The sequence below is a fragment of the Christiangramia sp. OXR-203 genome (assembly GCF_034372165.1).
Classification (GTDB): Bacteria; Bacteroidota; Bacteroidia; order Flavobacteriales; family Flavobacteriaceae; genus Christiangramia.
Window position 1 is genome coordinate 986,692 of the sequence record NZ_CP139698.1, and the last position, 19,547, is coordinate 1,006,238.

Annotated in this window: 20 protein-coding genes; 9 read left to right on the forward strand and 11 right to left on the reverse strand. The window is 38.5% G+C overall.

Features of this window, described 5'->3' with window-relative positions; all coding sequences use genetic code 11:
- Position 1: 1 nt before the first annotated feature.
- Positions 2-571 carry an L-threonylcarbamoyladenylate synthase gene (locus T8I65_RS04590; protein WP_141877170.1) on the reverse strand — a complete coding sequence of 190 codons (570 nt, stop codon included), beginning with the start codon at positions 569-571 and terminating at the stop codon, positions 2-4.
- Positions 546-1,670: a glycosyltransferase family 4 protein gene (locus tag T8I65_RS04595; protein ID WP_322302230.1), complete on the reverse strand. Its 1,125-nt coding sequence runs from the start codon at positions 1,668-1,670 to the stop codon at positions 546-548. Before T8I65_RS04595 ends, T8I65_RS04590 begins: the two co-directional genes overlap by 26 nt.
- 90 nt (positions 1,671-1,760) lie before the next feature.
- On the opposite strand from T8I65_RS04595, the gene T8I65_RS04600 reads away from it, so the two are divergent.
- From T8I65_RS04600 to T8I65_RS04610, 3 genes are read left to right on the forward strand one after another with little or no spacing between them, the layout of a single operon-like run.
- On the forward strand, positions 1,761-2,882 hold the full coding sequence (locus T8I65_RS04600) for a glycosyltransferase family 4 protein (RefSeq protein WP_322302231.1): 1,122 nt from the start codon (positions 1,761-1,763) through the stop codon (positions 2,880-2,882).
- On the forward strand, positions 2,879-3,676 hold the full coding sequence (locus tag T8I65_RS04605) for a glycosyltransferase family 2 protein (protein WP_322302232.1): 798 nt from the start codon (positions 2,879-2,881) through the stop codon (positions 3,674-3,676). The genes T8I65_RS04600 and T8I65_RS04605 overlap by 4 nt, the downstream gene beginning before the upstream one ends.
- Positions 3,673-4,428, forward strand: coding sequence for a lipopolysaccharide kinase InaA family protein (locus T8I65_RS04610; protein WP_322302233.1), 756 nt, complete (start codon positions 3,673-3,675; stop codon positions 4,426-4,428). The genes T8I65_RS04605 and T8I65_RS04610 overlap by 4 nt, the downstream gene beginning before the upstream one ends.
- Here T8I65_RS04610 and T8I65_RS04615 read toward each other — a convergent pair.
- Genes T8I65_RS04615 through T8I65_RS04625 form a run of 3 tightly spaced genes read right to left on the reverse strand, consistent with a single transcriptional unit; the run spans position 4,425 to position 7,377 of the window.
- Positions 4,425-5,495 carry a CDP-glycerol glycerophosphotransferase gene (locus tag T8I65_RS04615; RefSeq protein WP_322302234.1) on the reverse strand — a complete coding sequence of 357 codons (1,071 nt, stop codon included), beginning with the start codon at positions 5,493-5,495 and terminating at the stop codon, positions 4,425-4,427. The two genes, T8I65_RS04610 and T8I65_RS04615, sit on opposite strands and share 4 nt — an antisense overlap.
- Before the next feature lie 2 nt (positions 5,496-5,497).
- The gene (locus T8I65_RS04620; protein WP_322302235.1) at positions 5,498-6,526 is read right to left on the reverse strand and encodes a glycosyltransferase family 9 protein; all 1,029 of its coding nucleotides are present in this window, start codon (positions 6,524-6,526) and stop codon (positions 5,498-5,500) included.
- Between the two features lie 35 nt (positions 6,527-6,561).
- On the reverse strand, positions 6,562-7,377 hold the full coding sequence (locus T8I65_RS04625) for a 2,3,4,5-tetrahydropyridine-2,6-dicarboxylate N-succinyltransferase (protein WP_322302236.1): 816 nt from the start codon (positions 7,375-7,377) through the stop codon (positions 6,562-6,564).
- Between the two features lie 86 nt (positions 7,378-7,463).
- Between T8I65_RS04625 and ruvX the strand changes: the two genes are divergently transcribed.
- From ruvX to T8I65_RS04640, 3 genes are read left to right on the forward strand one after another with little or no spacing between them, the layout of a single operon-like run.
- The gene (gene ruvX / locus T8I65_RS04630; RefSeq protein WP_322302237.1) at positions 7,464-7,871 is read left to right on the forward strand and encodes a Holliday junction resolvase RuvX; all 408 of its coding nucleotides are present in this window, start codon (positions 7,464-7,466) and stop codon (positions 7,869-7,871) included.
- A gap of 43 nt (positions 7,872-7,914) precedes the next feature.
- Positions 7,915-8,505, forward strand: a complete 591-nt coding sequence (def, locus tag T8I65_RS04635; RefSeq protein ID WP_322302238.1) for a peptide deformylase — start codon at positions 7,915-7,917, stop codon at positions 8,503-8,505.
- Positions 8,506-8,562: 57 nt separating this feature from the next.
- Complete coding sequence (locus T8I65_RS04640) at positions 8,563-8,988, forward strand: DUF5606 domain-containing protein (RefSeq protein ID WP_322302239.1); 426 nt, start codon at positions 8,563-8,565, stop codon at positions 8,986-8,988.
- Positions 8,989-9,088: 100 nt separating this feature from the next.
- Here T8I65_RS04640 and T8I65_RS04645 read toward each other — a convergent pair whose 3' ends face one another.
- Together T8I65_RS04645 and smpB are read right to left on the reverse strand one after the other, a co-directional pair.
- Positions 9,089-11,554: a DUF5686 and carboxypeptidase regulatory-like domain-containing protein gene (locus T8I65_RS04645; RefSeq protein ID WP_322302240.1), complete on the reverse strand. Its 2,466-nt coding sequence runs from the start codon at positions 11,552-11,554 to the stop codon at positions 9,089-9,091.
- A 45-nt stretch (positions 11,555-11,599) separates the two neighbouring features.
- Positions 11,600-12,055, reverse strand: a complete 456-nt coding sequence (gene smpB / locus T8I65_RS04650) for an SsrA-binding protein SmpB (protein WP_322302241.1) — start codon at positions 12,053-12,055, stop codon at positions 11,600-11,602.
- 109 nt (positions 12,056-12,164) lie between these two features.
- Between smpB and T8I65_RS04655 the strand changes: the two genes are divergently transcribed.
- Positions 12,165-12,917: a DUF6503 family protein gene (locus T8I65_RS04655; protein WP_322302242.1), complete on the forward strand. Its 753-nt coding sequence runs from the start codon at positions 12,165-12,167 to the stop codon at positions 12,915-12,917.
- Here the strand turns inward: T8I65_RS04655 and T8I65_RS04660 are convergent.
- Both T8I65_RS04660 and T8I65_RS04665 read right to left on the reverse strand, forming a co-directional pair.
- Positions 12,910-13,434 carry a phosphoglycerate mutase family protein gene (locus T8I65_RS04660; protein WP_322302243.1) on the reverse strand — a complete coding sequence of 175 codons (525 nt, stop codon included), beginning with the start codon at positions 13,432-13,434 and terminating at the stop codon, positions 12,910-12,912. The two genes, T8I65_RS04655 and T8I65_RS04660, sit on opposite strands and share 8 nt — an antisense overlap.
- A gap of 25 nt (positions 13,435-13,459) precedes the next feature.
- Positions 13,460-14,557, reverse strand: coding sequence for an esterase-like activity of phytase family protein (locus T8I65_RS04665; RefSeq protein ID WP_322302244.1), 1,098 nt, complete (start codon positions 14,555-14,557; stop codon positions 13,460-13,462).
- A 114-nt stretch (positions 14,558-14,671) separates the two neighbouring features.
- On the opposite strand from T8I65_RS04665, the gene T8I65_RS04670 reads away from it, so the two are divergent.
- The gene (locus T8I65_RS04670) at positions 14,672-14,857 is read left to right on the forward strand and encodes a CsbD family protein (RefSeq protein ID WP_322302245.1); all 186 of its coding nucleotides are present in this window, start codon (positions 14,672-14,674) and stop codon (positions 14,855-14,857) included.
- A 52-nt stretch (positions 14,858-14,909) separates the two neighbouring features.
- On the opposite strand, the gene clpB is transcribed toward T8I65_RS04670, so the two are convergent.
- Positions 14,910-17,513, reverse strand: coding sequence for an ATP-dependent chaperone ClpB (gene clpB / locus T8I65_RS04675; RefSeq protein WP_322302246.1), 2,604 nt, complete (start codon positions 17,511-17,513; stop codon positions 14,910-14,912).
- Between the two features lie 169 nt (positions 17,514-17,682).
- On the opposite strand from clpB, the gene ytxJ reads away from it, so the two are divergent.
- Entirely contained in the window at positions 17,683-18,081 is a 399-nt protein-coding gene (gene ytxJ / locus T8I65_RS04680) for a bacillithiol system redox-active protein YtxJ (RefSeq protein WP_322302247.1), read from the forward strand.
- A 72-nt stretch (positions 18,082-18,153) separates the two neighbouring features.
- On the opposite strand, the gene fahA is transcribed toward ytxJ, so the two are convergent.
- A complete protein-coding gene (fahA, locus tag T8I65_RS04685) occupies positions 18,154-19,443 on the reverse strand; it encodes a fumarylacetoacetase (RefSeq protein ID WP_322302248.1) in 1,290 nt (429 codons plus the stop codon).
- Between the last annotated feature and the right edge of the window lie 104 nt (positions 19,444-19,547).

Here is a 19,547-nt window from a genome sequence, read left to right on the forward strand (position 1 = left end):
TTTATTTGCGTATCACACTCACCTGCCCATCGTTACTTAACTTGATAATTGCTGATGGTTTTAGCGATTTTTTTGAACGCTGCAAATTTACTACATAGTCTACACCTTTTAAAATTTGAGGTGTGATTTGATCAAAGGATTGTGGTGTAGGCTGGCCGCTGACATTCGCCGAGGTAGATACCAATGGACGTTTTAATTTTTTAATAAGGTCTGAGCAAAAGGTGTCTCTTACTACGCGAATTCCAAGAGATTCATCATCGCTTACCAGGTTTTCTGCAATATGTACTGGCTTGTCATAAATGATAGTCGTAGGTTTCTTTGCATACTTCAAAATATCGTAGGCAGTTTCAGGCACATCTTCCACATATTGTTCCAGCATTTTGAAATTTGAAACCAGGCAAATTAGTGCTTTAGATTCTTCTCTTTTCTTGAGCTGAAATATCTTGTCCACTGCATTCGCATTCGTAGCATCACAACCTATTCCCCAAACTGTATCGGTTGGATAAAGTATGATACCACCTTTTTTTAAAACATCTATGCAATTTCTAACTTCCTGTTCCATTTTTTCCATAAAGCACTTCTTTATATTGAGCCAGTGTGTTGGCCGCCATTCTTTCGGTTGTATAATTTTCAAGGAGTCGCTGGTATGAAATCTTTGTAAACTTTTGTTGTAACGACCTATCCTGGGACAAAAGTACTAATTTATTGGCCAGGCTCACCCCATCATGCGGTCTACTTAGAAAACCATTTTCTCCATTCGTAATTATTTCTGGAATGCCACCAACTTCCGTAGCGACCACAGGAACCTTATAATAGAAGCTTTCATAAATAAATTGCGGAATACCTTCACTTTGGGAGGTCATCAAAGAAATATCGAATTGAGGAATGAGCACTGAAGCATCGGGTATAAATCCTGAAATATGACAATATTTCTCGAGTCCTTTTTCTTTTATTCTTTTCAGATAATTCACAGTACGATCGGTTTTGCTACCAATAACGAGGAAATGATAATTAGTAAGTCCCATATTATTGACAATATGATCTATTGTATTCACCCAGGTTTCAAGGTTTTTTGCTCGAATATGATTAGCGATAGTTCCTACCAGTATCGCATTCTGCGGAATATCATATTTCGGCCTTAATAAGATCTCGCTTTTGTTTTCCTTCGGAGCGCTTGTACCGTGATATACCGTAACCAGTTTTTCCTGATTCATTACCTTTTCTGAAGTGATCTGCCGGGTAATATCAGACACGCACAGAATTTTTTTGATCTGGGCATGGTTATATTTATACAGCGTTCTTTTCCGATCCTTTATAGGAAACGATGTTTTTTTACTAAGAATATAGGGTGGTAGACTTGCTGAAAGATACGTCGCCATGATCGAAAGAGTAAGTGCCGTAGTATCGTGAATATGTATCAGGTCGATCTTATGTTTTTTGCAAAGCAATATGATTTTCCAAACGAATCGCAGGTCTACTTTCGTGGATAGCGGGGCAGGACAGACTTCAATACTTTCCCGTTTTAAACGCTTGAGAAGTTCTGATCCTCTACAGCATAAAACTAAATGATTTACCGAATCCATTTCCTTGCAAAGATTCAGAATATGATTTTCTCCACCTCCCCATCGGCTGGCGGTAGAAATATGCAGTATTCTGGGCTCTTTTCTCAAGTAGGCGAAGTTAGCAACAACAAACTTAAAAAGTATGATAATTTTGGCCTTAAGCAGCAATAATTATCTTTGCGTTAAATGTTCAAGTAAATGAGGGTACTACATGTTTCGGGTGCAAGATCCTGGGGAGGTAATGAGCAACAGCTTATGTATCTTATGGATGAGCTTCCAGGCTTCAACGTAACTCAAAAGCTATTCTGTTTTAAGAATACACGATTAGAGGAAGAAGCATCTAAAAAGGATGTAGAGATACTATCTGTGCCGTACTGTAAGCCCTATTCTTCGGAATATAGGAATGAACTAAACAGGATCGTTGAGGAAAACAAGATCGATATCATTCATTTACATACCAGTGATGCAGTCACCGGATACGTGGTAACAGATCTTCTGAAGAAGTTAAAGACCAGAACCTTATTTGCCCGTAAAGGTATTCGAGGTAAGAAAACCAGCTTACTTAGTAAGTACAAATACAATTACCGGAATATCGATACCATATTATGCATCTCTGAATATGTGAAAACTCACTTCGGAAAGATCTTAAGCGATCGAAACAAAGAAAAGTTAGTAGTCGTTTATAACGGGATTAAAGTACAGGATTCCAGACCGGAACCAGATTTTCAGCTTAGGGAAAAATATAAGATTCCAGATGATGTATTTTTGCTGGGGAGTATAGCGAATCATACTGCTGCCAAAGATCTGGGTGTTCTCATAGAAACCATTAACAAGATCGTCCATGAGCACGGCATCAAAGATATCCGACTTGTACAAATGGGTGATTTTTCCAAACTGACTCCCGGTTTTAAATCGATGATTGCTGAAAGGAAACTGGAAGAGTTTATCATCATGACCGACTTTCAAAAGAACGCCTTTTCATTTTTCCCGCAATTTGATACGTTTGTCGTCACTTCAGAGCGAGAAGGAGGGCCATCATCTCTAGTAGAAGCGCTCTATTATAAAGCACCTATTGTAAGTACAAGGGTAGGAGTGGTAGATGAGGTAATTGAAGATGGTGTGAATGGATATACTGTGCCAATTAAAAGTCCGGGATTGATGGCTGAAAAAATATTAAAAATTAAAAATAATCCAGCGTTAAAAACTCAGTTCGCAGATAAGTCTTACAGGATTTTTCTTCAGAAATTTACAGCTGAACGTTACGGGGAGGCTACCTTTGCGGTCTATAAAGATATGATGCAAAAAGAACTACGTCGATGAAAACAGCCCTGCTTGTTTCAACATATAACTGGCCTGAAGCCCTCTTGCTTATTTTTAAAAGTATTGAAAACCAATCGGTTGCTCCAGATGAGGTTCTAATTGCAGATGATGGTTCTGCTGAAGAAACTACAAAATTGATCAACGAATTTAAAAAGCAGAGTAACTTAAAAATACATCACTTCTGGCATGAAGACAGAGGCTTTCGTAAATCTGAGGCTTTGAACAAAGCTATTGCAGGTAGTAAATCAGATTATATCGTACAGATAGATGGAGATTGTATCATGCATCCTGATTTCATTAAAGATCACCTTGCGATCGCTGAGAAGAAGGTGTTTTTATTTGGATCCAGAGTTAACATTACGAAGGATTTGAAACCAAAAGTACTTGAGGATAAGATCATAGATTTTCATTTTTTAAGTGCTGGTATCAAAAAAAGAGGACGCACGATCAGAATTCCTTATTTGCGGAACAGGAATGTGAAAAGTCTTGATTTCAGCAATAAGGTTCGTGGTTGCAACTTATCATTCTGGCGTTCAGATTTCCTCGAAGTCAATGGGTATAACGAAGATATTTCTGGCTGGGGAAGAGAGGATTCCGAACTTGTTTTAAGAATGCTCAATGCAGGAATAGCTGGGAAAAGATTGAAATATGGAGGAATTATATATCATATTTACCATCCTGAAGCATCTAAAGATCAATTGGGATCTAATAATGAAATTCAGCAGGCGACCATTAGTCAGAAAAAACAAAAGTGTGAAAACGGAGTTTCAAAATATTTAATTTCTTCAGAATGAAAGCTGTTTTCTCAAAAAACTACCAGCAACAATCTGGTTTTATAAGGCAATGCATTGAGAACTTTAATTCTACAGGTAAGGTTCTGGCTGAAGGGCGTAATGAAATACGGATCTTTGAAAAGGATGCTCAGCAATTCAATATTAAATCCTTCAGGATCCCCAATACTGTAAACAAGATCGCTTATAAGTTTTTTAGAAAGTCAAAGGCACAACGATCATTCGAGTATGCCAGTATTCTTGAAGAAAAAGGAATAGGAACGCCGGCTCCGGTGGCTTATTTTGAAAATCCTACGTCTATATTCTTTCGCGAAAGTTTTTATGTGTGCAAGCATTTGCAAGCGCATCTTACCTTCAGAGAACTGGTGACCGATCCTGATTTTCCAGATCACGAAAATATCCTGAGAGCTTTTACCAGATTCACTTATGATCTGCATCAAAAGAATATTCAATTCCTGGATCATTCGCCTGGCAACACATTGATTATTAAGACTGGAACATCTTACGAATTTTTCCTGGTCGACCTTAATCGCATGAATTTTAAAAAGCTGGATTTTGAAGAAAGAATGCAGAATTTTTCGCGTTTAACTCCTAAGGAGGAGATGGTAAAGATTATGGCTGATGAATATTCAAAATTGATCAGAATTCCAAAAGCTGAAGTTTTTGAAAGAATGTGGTTTCATACGGAGCAGTTTCAGCATAAATTTCAAAGAAAAAAGGCACTGAAGAAGAAATTAAAATTCTGGAAGCGCTAATCTTTTGGTGTGTATGGCATTTCGCGATAGGATCTTAGACTAAAATAATTAAGCTGTCTTCTAATCTTGAAGCGTCTAACGAGATTTAATGGTTTCAATTTAAATTTCTTTTTGTCTTCATGTAGAAAATTGATGCAGGCATCAATCACTCTGCCGCTTGACTCTCCATCGAAATATGGGTGCGTAAAGTTTACATAATCTTCAATTGCCTTGGCTAGAATCTCTGATGGATTAAAAGCATGTTCGATGGCACTTTTGATGCCCGAAGCATCGGTAATATCAATAAGGTGTGATGATGGTTTATTGTTTCTGAAGGTTACTACCGGCTTTTTTTGCAGCATAAATTCGGTAATGGCAGAGGTGGTATCAGAAAACATTATATCTGCCTGGCGAAACAGTGGTATGATATCTGGAGTTTCTATATACTCAAAATCTGTATGCTGTATAGATTTAATTTTTGCAATTTTATCTGCTGCCATCTTTGGATGTAAGACAACCAGAAATTTGTACTTCCCGGTTTTTGATATTCTTTCCAATTCATTAATTACAGTCTCATGATACGTCCAGCTATATTTAGGCGAAAAAGTAGAAGAAACAAGAATGGTTGGCTTTCGGCGTGGCTGTTCAGGTATTTGAAATAATGGATCGACCTTGGACCAGCCAGTTTCCTGAACCTGGAAATGAGGTTTAGTTTTCTGAATTTCCTTGAAAATACTGGTTGTTGAAGGTCCCTGTGTACAGTACAGGTCGAAAAATCCGCGAATTCTGAAATGGCCTTTTTTAAAACTGTGTTTATTGGCCAAAAATCCATGAAAAATTTGAACTTTTAAACCGGGAATAAAATCGGCCACAACATCTGTAATAGTTAAAACAATATGAGGTTCGTAGGATATCACTTTCCTGATATCCAAAAGAAGATCACCAGCTTCCGGAAAAAACTTTTTTGGTTCGTCCAATTCTGAAAACCATTTTACTTCAAAACCTCTTTTTCTAATTTCATTTTGTAGCGGTTCACCGATGGGTAGAGCGTACGTGTGACTTATATAGATAAGGAAGCGATATCTCATGTTTAATTGAATTTAATAAAAACCTTTAATTTAGACAATACAAAATCTGGCTTGAATTCTTTATAAAGAATGGAAGATTCTTTGTTTATTGTTTTGGAAGCTTTTCCAGCGAAGAGCTTAGGTCTAAAATCGCGTAAATGAACGCTATAATTGCGGTCACCTTCAAAACTGGACCAGGCTGCTTTAGTAACCTGGGGTGAGAAGATAGCGAAGGTTGGAATGTCAAGAGCTTTCGCCATATTGATTGCTCCACCTTCATTACCAATTAGTGCGGTGCATTGTGAGCACAATGCAAGAAATTCCCTTAAACTTTTACCGAAAATATCTGGTCTGGAGACTTCTTTTGCTTTTTCTGAAAGTAAATCTATAACACTATCTACCTGCGCTTTTTGTGAAGGAATGTAGTTGTATAATAGCGTACAATCTTTTTCAGATGCAATGAAATTCAATACTTCAGCCATATAGTTTTCAGGATATGTCTTATTATAACTACTTCCCAGAATAGAGATCATATAAATTGGCCTGGTCGTATCAACTTTTTGGGTTGATAAATAATTCTGCGCCCAATTGATTTCTTCAGTAGTGAGATAGACTTTAGGTTTAATAGGAGACAAATCCTTTATACCTAAAGGATGCAATAACTTTAACCTGTTTTCTATGGCTAAGCCTGCTGAAGACTGAGGTCTGGAATCATATTTTATAACGTGAAGCAATAGAGGTTTAGTGTACCATTTTTCGATGCCGATTCTGATTTTTGCACCGGTCGCATATGCAAGCAAAGCTGAATAAGGTTTGGAATATGCATCGATCACGATATCATAATCAGTCTTTTTAAGCCTATTTCCAAATTTTAATAAGCCCGCGAACCCCTGATGCTTTTCAGGTTCGAAATTTATAATATTTGAGATATCAGGATTGTTCTCTACAACGGGCGTGGTATGCTTGTAAATTAGATAATCCAGCTGAGCGGTCGGGTACTCTTTCCGAAGTGCCTCAAATAAGATTGAGGACATAAGTACGTCCCCAATCATTTTCATCTGTATTACAAGTATCTTCAAACCTATTGCTAAACTGCCACGTTATACTCACGTAGAGCATCATTCAATGATGTTTTCTTGTTCGTGGATTCTTTTCGTTTCCCAATAATAAGGGCGCACGGCACCTGGTATTCACCTGCAGGGAATTTTTTGGTGTAACTTCCAGGGATCACTACAGATCTCGCCGGAACATAGCCTTTAAATTCTTTTGGTTCATCGCCGGTTACATCAATGATCTTGGTAGATGCTGTAAGTACCACATTTGCACCAAGTACTGCTTCTTTTTCCACACGAATTCCTTCTACCACAATGCTTCGGGATCCAAGAAATGCATTATCCTCTATGATTACTGGCGCTGCCTGAAGTGGTTCCAGAACTCCGCCAATACCAACACCACCACTTAAATGAACATTCTTACCAATTTGAGCACAGCTTCCAACGGTCGCCCAGGTATCTACCATGGTACCTTCATCCACATAAGAACCGATATTTACATAACTTGGCATTAGAATAACGCCAGATGAAATGTAAGCACCATGTCTTGCTACAGCATTAGGTACAACTCTAATTCCTTTTTCTTTATATCCTTTTTTCAAAGGCATTTTATCATGATATTCGAATATACCGGCTTCCAGAGTTTCCATTTTCTGGATCGGGAAGTAAAGTACCACTGCTTTTTTAACCCATTCATTCACCTGCCAGCCATCTGTTACCGGTTCAGCAGTTCTAAGCTCTCCCTTGTCTAGAAGGTCGATTACCTTACGGATAGCATCTGTAGTTTCAGTATCTTTTAGAAGGTCACGGTTTCCCCATGCCTTTTCAATTGTAGCTTTCAACTGGTCCATTTTGTAATTTTTTTCAAATATAACAGCTATCAGTCAATATTTATGGACAAACCAATATAAACCTTACCTTTGCCTAAATTTTGAAGATGGGCAGAATTTTAGCGCTTGATTATGGTACTAAACGAACGGGAGTCGCCGTTACAGATGAATTGAAAATGATCGCATCTGGTCTTAAAACGGTAGAAACACCTGAGCTGCTGAATTTTCTGAACACCTATTTTGAGAACGAGAATGTAGAAAGAGTTTTAGTAGGTGAACCAAAACGAATGAATGATATGCCTTCTGAAAGCGAAGTACATATCCAGGAGTTCCTGAAGAAGTTTACTGAAAAGTTTCCAGAGATGCCTCTGGAGCGGGTTGACGAAAGATTCACCAGCAAGATGGCGGTTCAAACCATGATCGATAGCGGACTGAAAAAGAAAAAGCGGAGAGATAAAGCACTCGTGGATGAAATTAGTGCCACGATCATTCTTCAAACCTGGCTTTATAAATAGAACAATGACGGCTTTGAAAATAGAAAGTCGAAAAATATATAGAATGATTTTACCAATTGTAGCTTACGGGGATCCCGTTCTAAAGAAAAAAGCTAAAAATATTGACAAGGATTATCCAAAACTGGAAGCTCTGATCGATAATATGTGGGATACCATGTACAATGCTTATGGTGTTGGACTTGCAGCTCCTCAAATAGGTCTTCCTGTTCGAATCTTTATGATCGATCCAGCTCCTTTCGCCGAAGATGACGACTTAAGTGATTCTGAAAAAGATGAATTGAAAGATCTTCGTAAAGTTTTTATCAACCCGGAGATCACAGAAGAAAGCGGTGAAGAATGGGCTTTTAGCGAAGGTTGCCTTAGTATTCCAGACGTTCGGGAGGATGTGTTTCGTCAACCCGATATAACTATCGAATATTATGACGAAAACTGGGAAAAGCATGTCGAGCAGTATAGCGGTTTAGCTGCAAGGGTCATTCAGCATGAATATGACCATATTGAAGGTGTACTGTTTACAGATAAGCTTTCTAGTTTAAAGAAAAGATTGATTAAGAGTAAATTAGGCAATATCTCGAAGGGAAAGATCAACGTAGATTACAAAATGCGTTTTCCGAATGCGAAAAAAGCCCGTTAAAGGCTTTGATAATTAAGTCTGGGACTTGATATTTGCCAACCTAAATTTAAAAAGACTATGGGATTAGATAAAATTCTTGCTATTTCGGGAAAACCGGGACTTTATGAGCTTACCGCGCAAACAAGAGGCGGCTTTGTTGCTAAATCTATGCTAGACGGCAAGAAAATTGCCGTAAACATGCGTCACAACGTAAGTATTCTTAGCGAGATCGCAATCTATACCTACACAGAAGAGATTCCGTTAGGTGAGGTTTTTCAAAAGATTAGTGAAAAAGAGAATGGAGAAAAAACGATAAATCACAAGGTTTCCAAAAATGAAATGGAAGCATTCTTTTCGGAAATTCTTCCTGATTATGACGAAGATCGTGTGTACGCCAGTGATATGAAAAAGATCATCCAGTGGTATAATCTTTTAGTGGAGAATGGAATGACCAGCTTTGCGAAAGAAGATAAAGCTGAAAAAAATACAGACGAAGAGGAATAGTTTCTTCCGAATTGATATTAAAAAAAAAGGCTGAAATCATCGATTTCAGCCTTTTTTTTGTTTTAAATAATCCTGAAGTATGTGATACAGGTATTTCAGTTTAGAACTTCAAACCAAAGATAAAAGCGCCCTCTCGCTGACCGTTAAAATCTGAAATCACATAGTCCAGTCTTAAAAAACGGTATTTTCCGAAGCCAATATTATCGAGACCTATAGAATATTCAGAATAAGGAGCTCTGTTGTCTGTCGTTAAGCGATGTGCACCCAGAATAAGGTTATAGTTCAATTTATTGATAAGCGGAATCTTGCCCAGGAACCAACCCTGAAAATCATGTTCCGCATGAAATTCAGCATAATTCTCATTAGTGCTAAAATTATAGTAAGGCATCAGGTTAAAGGCTCCCACGTAACTGCCGAAACCAATTCGTGTCTGGTTCGCATTAAAATGCTGGTAGTCTACCAGGCTAATACCTTCCGCATTACTGAATAGTCCGCCGTTGGCCATATATTGAAAAGTCCCTTTATTGCCAATTTTCACGCTTTGTTCTACTCTGGCCTTAAACTGATTATAATTGAACTGCTCCTCGCTTGCTCCAAATCCGCTTTCCCATGAAATATTCAATTTTGGATACTTGTTCTCATATACATTATATCTCCCATTAGGATAGCTCATATATTTCTGACCAAAGCGTATTCCGAAATCCAATCTGGACTTAAAAAGATGATGATCCTCAAATAAACTCGTTCCAAAGCTGTTTGCCTGTAGAGGATTGTTAGAAGTGTATTCCCGATCCTCCCAGTCGATAATCACATGATCTGTAGAATTTGATAGAGCCGTTCTGTCTTCCCATCCCAGTTCGCCAAAGATTCTTAAACCTGGAAAGATATCCCTGCCGTATGCAGCTTTAGCAAAGCTTCTTTCAAAAAGCTTCATATAGTTTCTTTCGAAAAATATCGTCGTGATACTATTCAGCAATGGGGAAATAGGTTCGTTTGCATTGATCTGCGCGCTTTCCACACCTCCGGAAAGTCTCAAAAAATCCTTGCTGTAATTATTGAACTTTTTCTCAAAACCACCGTTTAAGCGCAATCTGTCTTCACTTAGTCCATAATCTATATCTGTAAAGACTCTCCAGTAGTTCTCCTGATCCTCGCCGGTACGTTGTGTGTAATTCACTGTAATATCAGTATTCCAGCCCTGTACCGTATTAAAACCTATTCCTGATACTGGAGCACTAAAACTAAAGGATCTGTTCTTCCAGCTATTTCTATAACTATATCCAAAAAGCACATCGGTTATTCCAAATTGATTTCTTTCGGTATCTACAGAATCCTGGTATTTTTTGGTACTGCGAACTTCCTGGATGCTGTCTTTTTTTACATAATCATTAATTTCTTCTGAAGTAAGGGGTACGGGACGTACTTTTTCCCAGAAAACGGAATCCTTTTCGTTCGCATTCTGTGAATAGCTTAAGATCTCTTTTCCGAAGCTGTTTTTAGAAAAACCAGGATCGAAATCATAATCGCTGTAGACTGCCGTAAACCTTCCGTTCCCGCCAAATCCAAAGATCTTAAAACTGAAATCCACGCTTTGGGAGATCTGGATAAAGAGCTTGTTTTCTTCAGAATATTTGAAATTCTGCTTAAATACTATTTCTTCGATTGGCGCAACCTGTATGGCGGTACCGGTAGTGGTAAGATCGATGCCATAAATTTGCCAGAGGTCTTCCACGATATAGACAAAACCAGAGAATACACGGTCCTGTTTACGCTTTGGAGTGACTTTGATCTTATTAATCAGATTGCCCCGGTCATCAAAAAAAGTACCTGCCAGCTTGTAGCGATAATAGTTAAATCCATAATCTGCTAACGGAGAAACCATTTCGCTGTTTAAATTAATGGTGTTCTCGTAAAAAGAATAATAAGCTTCCTGGGCCGAGTTGAGGCTAAAACCATTGTCATCTCCAGAAACCTTGGAAGCAATGATATTTTCCTTAAAGTCATCTGGTTTTTGGAATGAGATCTTGGAGATGGTTTCACTTAAGTAAACGATTCCGCTTCTGGTGGAATCGAGTCCGCCGCCAAGATCACCAATTTCCTGGCCCATAATTTTCTCAGGAGCATTTTCAATTCTCCATAACCCCCTGGAATAAAAATCGGCAGTAAAACTTTCCAGTCGGTTTGAATTTTGCTTTCTATTTTCAATCGCTAGCCGCATGATCCTGTTGGCTGGATTCTCATCATTTTGTATGGTAACTTCATCCAGATTGGTGCTCTCTGAGCTCAACCGTATATTGAGTTCGTAAGGAAATTGGGTGATATTGACCTTTTTCTTCTGAGTTTTAAATCCAAGGAATTGAAATACGATCACGTATTCACCAGTTTCCTTCAGTTTAAGTTCATACAGGCCTTCATTGTTGGAAGTCGTTCCGATATTACCAGATTCTGTGTAGATGTTCACATAAGGTAGAGGCTCATTATCTTCCGAATAAATTTTACCGGTAATTTGAGCAGAAAGGCTGGAAAATGCCACAAAAAGGCAGAGTCCAAGTAGTTGTTTTAGCATGAGGTAGTTTTCAGATGCTAAATAAACGCAAAAAGTTGCAGTAAATTATTTGTAGTCCTTCTGAATTCTATCCAGGCGTCTTTTATTATCACGATCTTTAATCGTATCCCGCTTATCGTAAAGCTTTTTACCCTTTGCCAGTGCGATCTGTAGCTTTGCCAACCCGCGATCGTTAATGAACATTTTTAGAGGAATTATGGTCAATCCCGAATTGGTCACTTCTTTTTCCAGTTTACGTAATTCTCTTTTTTGTAATAAAAGTTTACGTTCACTTTTTGGATTATGATTAAAATGAGTGGCATGAGAATATTCCTCCACATGCATATTGATCACAAATAGCTCGTGATTATTAAATTCACAAAAACTCTCTGCGATGTTCGCTTTCCCTTCACGAATTGCTTTAATCTCGGTACCCGCAAGCTTGATCCCGGCGGTATACTTATCCAGAAATTCATAATTGAACTTCGCTTTTCGATTCTTGATGCTTACAGAATTCTTCATAGGTCACAAAAATACAAGCTTTAAGCTAAAAACATACTAAAGCAATTTTAAAATTAGCGGTGAGGAAGCTGATCAAAGTTTATTATCTTTGCGAACTCAAAATTCTACTATGAAACGTTTGCTTCCAGCCTTAATTTCTCTATTTATAATTAGCTGTGCAGAAAAAGAAAATACATTGACGGCAGATGAGATCGTTCAGAATGCTATAGAAAGATCTGGCGGCAAATTATACGAAATGGCGGAGATCGACTATACTTTTCGTGGTAAAGAATACAAGAGCTATAGAAAGGGTGGTGAGTTTAGCTATACTCGAATCATGACAGATACCTCAGGAAATAGAGTGGTAGATGTTCTAGATAACGATGGGCTGAATCGAATGATTAATGATAGTAATGTTGTGGTCCATGATTCTTTAATGCTGCCAATCGGCAATTCCATTAACTCAGTCAACTATTTCGTGCATTTACCTTACGGACTAATGGCTGAAGCCGCCAACAGGCAGTTAATAGGAAAGGATACCATCGCAGGAAGGGAATATTATGAGATCAAAGTCACTTTTTCTGAAAATGGAGGAGGAACAGATCATGAGGATGAATATATGTACTGGATCGATACTCAAAATTTTGAAGTAGACTACCTAGCCTATAATTTTGAAGTGAATGATGGTGGTGTAAGATTCCGGAAAGCTTTTAACCACAGGGTGATCGAAGGAATTAGCTTTGTAGATTACGAGAATTATGAATATAAAGATATTGAAGTTCAGCTAACTAAACTGGATAGTCTTTACCAGGAACGCGAGCTGGATCTCCTATCCATTATAGAGACAAAAAATATTCGGGTAAAACTGGATAGTATTAATTAATGTAAAGTACCTGGTCTAGAATTTCTTTATTCGGAAGTATTTGCACAATAAATAAAGCTCCATTCTCGGTATCATCAATATTTGCATATTTTTCCTCGCCAAGGATATCATTTACGAACTGCGGAGTCGTGTTACTATGTCCTACCACCAAAACGCGCTTTCCATGCGTTCTTTTCCTGAATTCTTCATCAAATCCATTGCTGGCATTATAGTTTTCGATCGACAATTGCTTACTACCTGCAATTGGAGCGCCTGTTTGCAAGGTGCGTTTATAATTTGTACTCAAAACTATATCAAGGGGTATATCCTTTAAAACTTCAGCCCAGCGTTGTGCCCTTTTCAAACCTTCCGCAGTTAGGTTTGGATCTTTTTCATTTTTATTGCTGCGATCTTTTTCAGCATGTCTTATGAAATAGTAGGTAGTTGTCTCCTGTATAGTATTGTTTTCAATATTTTCTTCGGAATAGATTCCACAAAGAAGAATGAACGGAAGTACTATCTTAAGAATTGTAGACATAGGAAAGATTTTTTAGGATTGTAAATTACTCTGAAATATTTATTTCCATGAGAATAAATTGATTCAACTGCCTAACGAAAGAATTAAAATTATTGTCGGCTACCAGGACCAAACTGCGTTTTCCGTTTTCCAGTTCCGGTCCAAAACACATGCCCTCGATATTATCAACAATCCCATCGGTTAGCTGATCTTCTACAGACTTAAAGTTGAAAATAAGCTTCTTTTTTGCCGTTTGATACTTAGCCTTTCGAAGCGAATTCTCGTTTAGGGTATTAGTAGCTTTGCTTGCATCTACATCAAAGATTTTCACCGTGTTCCCGTGGGAACCATAACCGGCAGAATAGGAGCGTTCCATCACCAGAAATCGATCTTGAGTATATTCAAGGATCTCTGTGATTCCGTTCAGCGCAAAATAATTAATAGGCAGCTTCGCGATTCCTTCCAGTGGATAGACAAATTGAGAAACCGGATTTCCGGTTTCAGTATCAAATTTGGTGATCCTGGAGTGGGAACGTGAAGGAAAGATCTTTGGTTTCGAAGAGTCCTTTTCTAATGGTAATTCTGTAGCGACCCAAACTCCAGATCCATCGACGCTTCTGGTAATACCTTCAAAAACTCCGTTATTTCTCGGTTTTTGCTCGTTTTTAGATCGAAAATGTTCTGGAATACTATAAGATCGGAGGATTTCCCCTTGAGCATTAGTTTCATATATTCCAGGATCTCGTCTATCTGAGATCAAACCTTCGCTGACTATGAGAAAGCCGTTATTTCTTGGATCATAGCGCAGACCTTCAAGATCTAATACTACTTTCGAATATTCTTTAGGCCTGCTAATCTTTATAAGATCAGTAATCGCGATATTTTCGATTTTAGAGTTGGCTAATTCGATATCGGCCTGGTAAATTCTTGGATTGGATGCCTGATCGCTGATCAGGTAAAATTTTCCGTTTGCGTAGTCTATTCCCGAGAGTCCACCAATTTTTGTGTCTTCAAATTCCAGGTTTTCATCGATTACAAATTCATCCAGATAATTAAGACTTACCTGATCATTCTCTATTCTGGAGGTGACGGCGCAGCTGCTAAAAATTAAAATTGAAAAGAGAGAAAGTAGTCGAAGTTTCATAGTGAGTTTTGGCGAAATCAAAAATAACAAATCCTTAAGACAAAAATAGGACTTCCTTGGGATGCTAAGGCCTATGCTATGAATACATTTATGTATTAACCAAAATCAATCGTTATGAATGAAGATCAAAGAGAAGGAAAATGGAAACAGATCAAAGGACAATTCAAACAAAAGTATGGAGATCTAACCGATGATGATACTACGTATTCCGAAGGGAAATTTGATGAGATGTTAGGTCGTATGCAGGAAAAAACTGGAAAGTCTAAGGAGGAATTGAAGAATGAAATTGATAAGTGGTAGATTGAATAGTTGAAGAAAAAAAAGGCGGTAGAAATACCGCCTTTTTTTTTGATTAATTTTCTGAAAGTTCTTCCTGGTTTCTAAACACCAGTTCTTCGTTGAATTCATCCAGAAGAATGATACTGTCTGTGCTAATATTGCCAGATAGGATTTCCTTGGATAGTTTATTAAGTACTTCTCTTTGCACTACTCTTTTCACGGGTCGGGCACCAAATTGTGGATCAAAACCTTTCGCAGCGAGATAATCAAGTGCTTCATCTGTAGCATCCAAAACTATATGTTGCTTTGCGAGCATTTTCTTTACGCCTTTCAATTGCAAGCTCACAATCTGCCTGATGTCTTTTCGAGTAAGCGGACTAAACATTACAATATCATCGATCCTGTTCAGGAATTCTGGTCTAACAGTTTGCTTCAGCAATCCAAGTACATCCACTTTAGCAGATTCCATCGCTGCATCTACATCCTTGATAGCTTCAAATCTCTCCTGGATGATCTGGCTCCCCATATTGGAAGTCATCACAATGATGGTGTTCTTGAAGTCTGCAACACGGCCTTTGTTATCTGTAAGTCTACCTTCATCCAGAACCTGAAGTAAAATATTGAAAGTATCAGGATGCGCCTTTTCGATCTCATCTAGTAAGACTACAGAATATGGTTTTCTTCGCACTGCTTCAGTAAGTTGTCCACCTTCATCATATCCAACATATCCCGGAGGTGCCCCAACTAATCTGCTAACCGAATGTCTTTCCTGGTATTCACTCATGTCGATCCTGGTCATCGCAGATTCGTCGTCGAACAGGTATTCCGCAAGCGCCTTGGCCAGCTCTGTTTTACCAACTCCGGTTGTTCCCAGGAACAGGAAAGATCCAATTGGTCTGTTTTGATCCTGAAGTCCGGCACGACTACGGCGAACTGCATCGCTAACGGCGATGATCGCTTCATCCTGTCCAACCACACGCTTATGAAGGTCATCTTCTAATTTGAGTAATTTTTCACGATCGCTTTGAAGCATTTTAGTCACCGGAATTCCGGTCCACTTCGCAACTACTTCCGCGATATCTTCATTGGTAACTTCTTCCTGGATCAATGATTTCTCACTTTGATTTTCAGCAACGTTCTGTTGTAGCTTTTCTAGCTTCTCCTGCGCTTCCTTGATCTTTCCGTAGCGAATTTCAGCTACTTTACCATAATCACCTTCCCGCTCAGCTTTTTCAGCTTCCAGCTTGAAATTTTCAATATCAGATTTTAGTGTTTGAATATTGTCCACTACATCTTTTTCGCTCATCCACCTGGCGTGAAGATCATTTCTTTCTTCTTTAAGATTTGCGAGATCTGCTCTCAGCGTTTTAAGTTTCACTTCATCTTTCTCACGCTTAATTGCCTCGATCTCGATCTCCAGCTGCATGATCTTTCTATCCAGTACATCAAGTTCTTCCGGCTTGGAGTTGATCTCCATACGTAATTTAGAAGCAGCTTCATCCATTAGGTCAATAGCCTTGTCTGGAAGGAACCTGTTCGTGATATAGCGCTGAGATAATTCCACCGCAGCGATGATCGCTTCATCCTTAATTCGAACCTTATGGTGAGTCTCGTATTTTTCCTTGATCCCACGTAATATGGAGATCGCGCTTTCAATGTCTGGCTCTTCTACGTATACCTTTTGAAATCTTCGTTCCAGCGCTTTGTCTTTCTCGAAGTATTTCTGGTATTCATCAAGAGTAGTAGCACCAATTGCTCTTAGTTCACCTCGAGCGAGAGCCGGTTTAAGAATGTTGGCAGCATCCATGGCACCCTGACCACCACCTGCACCTACAAGCGTATGTATTTCATCAATAAATAATACAATGTTGCCATCGCTGGAAGTCACTTCCTTTATCACCGCTTTAAGTCTTTCCTCAAATTCACCCTTATATTTTGCACCCGCAATAAGCGCTCCCATATCCAGGGAGTAAATGAGTTTATTCTTAAGGTTTTCGGGGACATCACCATCTACAATTCTATGCGCAAGTCCTTCTGCTATCGCCGTTTTTCCAGTTCCTGGTTCCCCAACCAGCATTGGATTGTTCTTGGTTCTTCGAGATAGGATCTGTAGAATTCTACGAATTTCCTCGTCCCGACCAATCACAGGATCCAGCTTTCCTTCCTCAGCAAATTTGTTGAGGTTTCTTGCGTACTTATCTAAAGATTGATAGGTTTCTTCAGCACTTTGAGAAGTTACTTTGTCTCCTTGTCTCAATTCATCAATCGCAGCTTTTAAGCCTTTCTCGGTAGCTCCCTGATCTTTTAGCATTTGAGCAACTTTACTGGAAGATTTGAAGATAGCAAGAATCAAATGCTCAATAGAAACATATTCATCTTCCATCTTTTTGGCAATGCTGGTAGCTTCATTCACAGTCTTCCCCGCATCCCTGGATAGCATGATATCTCCGCCACTTACCTTCGGAAAGCTCTCCAGACTTTTTTCCAGTATCTGCCCGAAGAGAGAAATATTAATATTTAGTTTTTTCAGTAGAAATGGAGTTACGTTTTCGTCGACCATAGTGATCGCTTTGAAAAGGTGTTCATTTTCTATCTGTTGGTGGCCCAATTCCTGAGCAAGCTGCTGAGCTTGCTGGATAGCCTCTTGTGATTTTATAGTAAAATTATTGAAGTTCATCTTAAATGTTTTTCAGAGTAGGTCAATCAATATACCAAATTCGAAAACCGACATTAAGGCAGTTCAAATACAGATATTAGCGACAAAAAGGCAGTTTGACTAAAATAAAATTAACCTGAATTTGATTTTATTAAAATTAGATAGATTTACTTTTGTAAAAAAGAAGATTATGGGATTATTCGATAAAGTATTTGGTGGAGAAAAAGGCACTTCTGAAAAGAAAGAGAACAATGTGCCCTGGAATCCACTTACTGAAATTTCTCAATTAGATGAGTTGGAAAAACTATCAGAAAATAAGACTGTTGCTATCTTTAAGCATTCTACAACTTGTGGTATAAGCAGGATGGTTTTAAAGAACTTCGAAGCAGAATATGAGCAGCAATTAAATGACTCTGTAGATCTATATTTTCTTGACTTAAAAGCTCACCGGGATATTTCCAATGGAATCGCAGATAAATTTTCTGTAAGACATGAGAGTCCGCAAATGGTGGTGTTAAAGAACAGGGAAGTAGTACATCATTCTTCTCACCAGGCAATTTCAGTAGATAAATTAAAAGAGCTGGCTTAGTAAGAGCTCACTATATAATTAAAAAGCCCGAAGATTTATCTTCGGGCTTTTCTTATGATATAAGATTTTATCTTATTTTTTCTTTGGTTCGTAGACCGGTAACAGTTTACTGCGAACTTCACCAAATCCAATTCTGGAAGTTTCGTTCTGGCAATATCCTCGCATGATTACTGTATCATGATCTTCTACAAATTTACGTTCTGAACCGTCCTTTAGTTTGATTGGTTTACTGCCACTCCAGGATAGTTCCAGCATAGATCCGAAAGAATCTTCAGACGTTCCTGAAATAGTTCCAGAAGCCATCATATCACCGGAATTCACAGGGCATCCATTAACCGTGTGATGTGCCAGTTGCTGACTCATATTCCAGTATAGATACTTAAAGTTCGATTTTGATAAGGAATTCTCCTCGCCACCTTCTGGTTGCAGGGAAACTTCAAGATTAATATCAAAACTCTTTTCTCCGGAGTATTTTAAATATGGTAATAATTCTTTTTCAGGTTCCGGGCTCGCTGTTCTAAATGGCTCTAAAGCGTCCATAGTAACGATCCACGGTGAGATGGAAGATGCAAAGTTCTTAGCTAGAAACGGTCCCAAAGGAACGTATTCCCACTTCTGGATGTCTCTCGCGCTCCAGTCGTTGAACAAGACCATCCCAAAGATGTATTCTTCAGCTTCATCAACAGGAATTGGTTCTCCAAGGTGATTCGCATCTGTTGTAATAAAAGCCATTTCCAATTCAAAATCCACTCGTTGTGATGGACCAAATACAGGTTCGTCTGAATCTGCTGGTTTTGTTTGTCCCTGTGGTCTGTGTACAGGAATTTCCGAAGGAATAATAGAAGAACTTCTTCCATGGTATCCAACGGGAATATGCAGCCAGTTTGGAAGCAGTGCATTGTCTGGATCACGGAACATAGTACCAATGTTGGTCGCATGTTCTTTAGAACTGTAGAAATCGGTATAATCACCTACCTGTACAGGCATTTGCATTTCAATTTCATCCAGTGTGAATAGAACAGTATTTCTGTGGTCCTGGTTATCCTTCAGCTTAGCGTTCTCAGCGTCGAAAATATCAGCAATTCGGTTTCTAACCAGTCTCCAGGTTTTCTTTCCGTCAGAAATAAAATCATTTAGAGTATCCTGCAGGAATATATCGTCTGTCAACGGTATACCTTCAAAATATCCCAGTTGATGCAGAGCACCAAGGTCTATAGCGTAATCACCAATTCTGGTTCCAATGGTGATGATATCATCACGAGTAAGGAACACTCCAAACGGAATATTTTGAATAGGGAAATCGGTATCGCCAGGAATATCCAACCAGGTTTTTCTATTTGGATCATTAGCGGTAATTGACATAAAAAATGTTGGTTTTTTGTTAAAATCTAGTTGTCTCAAATATATTATTTTCCTGTAATTAACCGAATGTATTTCTTACTTTTACCGAATATTTAACTTAAAAA